General features: G+C 51.1%; 4 protein-coding genes. All 4 read left to right on the top strand.

Translation table 11 applies throughout. The annotated features are described in order from the left end of the window. Positions 1-81 precede the first annotated feature (81 nt). Positions 82-1,077 (top strand): type I glyceraldehyde-3-phosphate dehydrogenase, encoded by a 996-nt coding sequence (gene gap / locus CAG65_RS19450; RefSeq protein WP_161454686.1) that lies wholly within the window; start codon positions 82-84, stop codon positions 1,075-1,077. Positions 1,078-1,206: 129 nt separating this feature from the next. Further along, positions 1,207-2,091 carry a D-hexose-6-phosphate mutarotase gene (locus tag CAG65_RS19445; RefSeq protein WP_021703943.1) on the top strand — a complete coding sequence of 295 codons (885 nt, stop codon included), beginning with the start codon at positions 1,207-1,209 and terminating at the stop codon, positions 2,089-2,091. Between the two features lie 226 nt (positions 2,092-2,317). Further along, a complete protein-coding gene (locus CAG65_RS19440) occupies positions 2,318-4,354 on the top strand; it encodes a methyl-accepting chemotaxis protein (protein ID WP_161454685.1) in 2,037 nt (678 codons plus the stop codon). Between the two features lie 93 nt (positions 4,355-4,447). Beyond that, positions 4,448-5,243: 23S rRNA (guanine(745)-N(1))-methyltransferase (rlmA, locus tag CAG65_RS19435; protein WP_161454684.1), on the top strand; the 796-nt coding region annotated here is incomplete at its 3' end.

Genomic DNA, 5,243 nt, shown 5'->3' with positions numbered 1-5,243 from the left:
ATCTATTGCAGATGTTTACTGGATTCTGTAATTTTACTACCAGTTATCTTTAATCAGAAATTAAGTTGTGGAGCAACTATAATGACTATCAAAGTAGGTATTAACGGTTTTGGCCGTATCGGTCGTTTCGTATTCCGTGCAGCGCAAGAGCGTAACGACATCGAAGTTGTAGGTATCAACGACCTGATCGACGTAGAATACATGGCTTACATGCTGAAATACGACTCAACTCACGGCCGTTTCAACGGTACTGTTGAAGTTGAAGGCGGTAACCTGATCGTTAACGGCAAAACTGTACGTGTAACTGCAGAACGCAACCCAGAAGACCTGAAATGGGACGCAATCGGTGTTGACGTTGTTGCTGAAGCAACTGGTATCTTCCTGACTGACGAGACTGCGCGTAAGCACATCACTGCTGGTGCGAAGAAAGTTGTTCTGACTGGTCCTTCTAAAGACGCAACTCCAATGTTCGTTAACGGCGTAAACTTCGACACTTACGCAGGCCAAGACATCGTTTCTAACGCTTCTTGTACTACTAACTGTCTGGCGCCTATCGCTAAAGTACTGAACGACAAGTTCGGTATCGAATCTGGCCTGATGACAACTGTTCACGCAACAACTGCAACTCAGAAAACTGTAGACGGTCCTTCTGCGAAAGACTGGCGCGGTGGTCGTGGTGCTTCTCAGAACATCATCCCATCTTCAACTGGTGCAGCTAAAGCAGTAGGCGTTGTACTTCCAGAAGTAAACGGCAAACTGACTGGTATGGCTTTCCGCGTACCAACTGCTAACGTTTCTGTTGTTGACCTGACTGTAAACCTGGTTAACGGTGCTTCTTACGAAGAAATCTGTAAAGCAATGAAAGACGCGTCTGAAGGCGAACTGAAAGGCGTTCTGGGCTACACTGAAGACGCAGTTGTATCTCAAGATTTCATCGGCGAAACTTGCACTTCAGTGTTCGATGCTAAAGCAGGTATCGCACTGACTGACAAATTCGTTAAAGTTGTATCTTGGTACGACAACGAAATCGGTTACTCAAACAAAGTTCTTGACCTGATCGCTCACATCTCTAAGTAATGTAAGCATTAGCGATAAGCTTGTCTTTGAAAGATAAGACGTAAAGAAAGGCGGCTCTCGAGTCGCCTTTTTAGTATCTGTCGTTCTCGGGCATGCTTCGGTCCGAGCACAGTTTCAGGAGTTCAGAGTATGGATTTGAAAACCCTCCCCGCCTTAACCGTTCTGTCAGACAGCGTAACAATCGTCGAACTTGACGGGGTTAAAGTCGTGCGCGTCCTGCACGAAAAAGCCACCGCTGGAATTGCCTTACATGGCGCACATGTGCTGTCATTTGCTCCGGCCGGACAACCTGATGTTATCTGGATGAGCGACCAAGCCGTATTTGACGGTAAAGCGGCATTGCGCGGCGGCATCCCGGTGTGCTGGCCTTGGTTTGGTCGCATTGCTGCTCCGTCGCATGGCTTCGCACGCAACAGCGAATGGACGCTGCTTGAACATCGTGAAAACGAGCAAGGCGTTATCATCGAGTTAGGATTACGCCCCAACGAACAAACGCTCACGCTGTGGCCACACCAATTTGATGCACGTTTGATCATAGAAGTCAGTGATACTCTGAAAGTCACCCTGGATGTCGTGAACACGGATCAACACGCCTGGACCTTCTCCGGCGCGCTGCACACTTACCTCAACGTCGCTGACATCCGCGAGGTCTCTGTTCGTGGCATGGGCAGTGATTACATTGACAGTTTGCAGAATGAAAAAGCGTGTCAGGGTGGCGATGTCCTGCAACTGAGCGACACCATCGATCGGGTATACACGCAACCAGAGGCTCACATTAAGGTGGCCGATAGCCGTTTTGAACGCACTTTGGTGGTGGAAAACAGCGGTCACAATGCCGCAGTCCTGTGGAATCCTTGGGCGGCAGGTGCGCAGGCGATGGCCGATATGGCCGACGACGGCTATCTGACCATGCTGTGCGTAGAATCCACCCTGCATGCACCTAGCCTGGAGCAAGGTAAAATATTGCAACCTGGAGAGCACTACCAGCTCTCAACCCTCTTATCAGTAGCATAACCATTCAGGCCAGCACTCGCTGGCCTCTTCTTTGCCTGTCATTTTTTCATCCTCGTGGGTCTTGATAAAGCCAGCCGGTGGATTTTGGTGCTTTTCATCTGTTTCATTAATAAGAATCAAACAAGCACTCGGGGGAACTTTGTAGTATCCGTGGGTTAAATTTATGCGTCAGACGGATTTAACCGCCTACATTACTAGGTGTCACGTCAACCAGGAATCACGAAGAATGATAGAAAAGTATAAAAATCAAAGTGTCGGTTTTCAGCTCAAGCTGGTTATCACACTCTGCCTGCTGGTCGCCTTTACCAGTATTGCCGTATTGGTGTATCGCAACGCGTCGCAGGTTCTGCTGGAGAACACACTGAAAGAACATCAGTCAAAAGTCGAAACCATGGCCAAAACCATTGCCGGTCAGTTTGATGCTTATCTGCATACGGCCGAAGTCTTGGAGTCCACGTTTCGAAACGGCTATCTCGCAGGGGTCTACGTTGAAAATTACACCGTGGATTTTGAAGGCAAACAAATCCCCAACATGACTCAGTACGGGGAAAGCTTGATCAATGACACCAAACTGGTCGACAGTTTTACCCGTGACACAGGTGCGGTCGCAACGCTGTTTGCGCCGCTGGGCAACGACTTTATCCGCGTATCGACTTCACTGAAAGATCCGAGCGGCCAGCGCGCCATCGGCACTACGCTGGGACCGGATCATCCCGGCTATCAACAACTGGTCAACGGCCAGCCTTACTATGCTCAGGTAACCTTGTTTGGTGAGCGTTATGTGACCTACTACGCCCCGATTACCGATGCCAATGGCAAAGTCAATGGCCTGTCGTTCATTGGGCTGCCGGTGGAAAATGCCACTCAGGAACTGTTTACTGCGCTGAAAACCGTCAGTTGGGGCGAAACGGGGTACACCATCATTGTCGACAATGCCAAAGACAATCAGGGTCATTACCTGCTTCATCCCGTGCGTAAAGAGAGTGATGCGCCCATTCAGGACGTCCGTGACTACAATGGCGACACGCCGTTTCATCAAATCTTTACTCAGCCAAGTGGCCTTATTCTCTACCCGTTTGCGAGTCAGGGCACGATTGGTGAGAAATACCTGGTGTTTACCGAGGTTCCGGGCTGGAACTGGAAACTCCTCGGTGGCACCTTTATCAGCGAAGTCACTCAGGGCAGTCAGACACTGCTTAAACTGATCATCATTATCTCGCTGCTGGTAGCGCTCGCTACATTTGTGATTCTGACTCTGGTGCTCAACCGCACCCTGAAACCCTTGACCATACTCAACGGCTACATGGGTCGGTTGGCGAAAGGCGAAGTGAGTATTCGCATTCCTGCCTCGGACCACAGCTCCAAAAATGAAATCATCAACCTGAATAACGGGGTGGCCAATATGGCCGGTCAACTGAATGAGCTGGTGAGTGAAATCCGCGCCACAAGCGATGAAGTGGAACACAGTTCAAACAGTGTCGCTCAGGATGCGCGTCAAAACCTCGCCCAGTCTGATCGTCAGCAAGAGCAGGTCGAGCAGGTGGTTACCGCCATTGAAGAAATGGCCTCGTCCGCTCAGTCCGTCGCCCAGCAAGTGGAAAGCATTGCGGAAAACGTTCGCCTGGCCAATACCGACAGTCAGTCCGGCCTGGAAATGGTGGAAGGCGTGTGTATTGATGTCGCGCAGCTCAACGATCAACTCGACAATTCGGCGAGCGCGATTGAACAAGTAAATCGTGACAGCGAAAGCATTCAGACCGTCACCAAGATGATTGATGAAATCGCCGAGCAAACCAACTTGCTGGCATTGAACGCCGCGATTGAAGCAGCCCGCGCCGGTGAGCAGGGACGCGGTTTCGCCGTAGTGGCCGATGAAGTGCGCACTTTGGCTCACCGCACTCAAACCTCAGTGCAGGATGTGGTCGAAATCATCGAAAAACTCAAAGGCTCAACCCATAACGCCGTCAATCTGATGAACCAGAGCCAAACCAGCGCCAATCAGGTGCTTAACAAAGCTCAGGATGCCGGTACGGCACTGGAAGCGATAGCCGTTCAGGTGCAATCGATCGCCTCTCAGGCTGAGGCCATCGCCGCCACTTCGGAAGAGCAGGCACAGGTCTCTCAGGAGATCGCTGCCAATGCCCATTCCATCAGTGACCTGAACCGGGCAAGTCGCGATACCAGTGCGAAAACCACCGACAGTGCCGCAGAGCTGCAACGTCAGGCTCAATCACTCAAGCAACAAGTGGACTTTTTCCACTAATCCCACCAGAGCCGGTCTGTCCGGCTCTTTTTATTTCGCCTGATCGGGCGGTTTTTGGTAGACTTGCCGCCCTGCTTAACCGTTGAGGTCGTTATGAGTTACCAGTGCCCCCTTTGTCATCAAACCTTGTCCCTGAACGAACGGACTTACCAGTGTGAGAACAACCACCAGTTCGATATGGCAAAGGAAGGTTATGTCAATCTGATGCCGGCCCATCATAAGCGCTCCAAAGATCCAGGCGACAACAAAGAGATGATGCAGGCACGCCGCCGCTTCCTGGAAGGCGGCCACTACGACCCAATGCGTCAAGCTGTCGCCCAGTTGTGCGCAGAATACCTGGAAGAGGGTCAGGCCCGGTTGCTCGATATCGGTTGTGGCGAAGGTTACTACACTGATCAGGTTGAACGGACACTGTCGGCATGCTCGCCAACCGCATGCACGTTCGGTCTCGATATCTCAAAAATCGCGATTCGTTACGCTTCAAAACGTTACCCGAACTGCCACTTTAGCGTGGCATCCAGCCACCGTTTACCCTTCGCAGACGGCAGCCTGGACGCCATCTTGCGTATTTACGCGCCATGTAAAGCCGAAGAGCTGAATCGAGCTCTCAGCCCAGAAGGTGTGGTGATTACCGTGACACCCGCAGCTCGCCATCTCTACCAGTTGCGTGAACACATATATCAACAAGTACGCCTGCACAACGAAGAGCCAGAACAGATAGACGGCTTTGAACTGGCCGCTCAGCAGACACTCAATTACATCATGCAACTGCCAGGTAATGACGCCTTTGACCTGCTGCAAATGACGCCTTTTGCTTGGAAAGCCAGTGATGAACTCCGCGAGAAGCTGAAGTCATCTACACTGTTTGAGTGTGAGGCCGATTTCATGC

This window comes from Vibrio sp. V39_P1S14PM300 (assembly GCF_009904765.1).
Taxonomy (GTDB): Bacteria; Pseudomonadota; Gammaproteobacteria; order Enterobacterales; family Vibrionaceae; genus Vibrio; species Vibrio proteolyticus.
The sequence above is the reverse complement of the archived record's forward strand: the minus strand, read 5'-3'. Positions and strand labels throughout refer to the sequence as shown.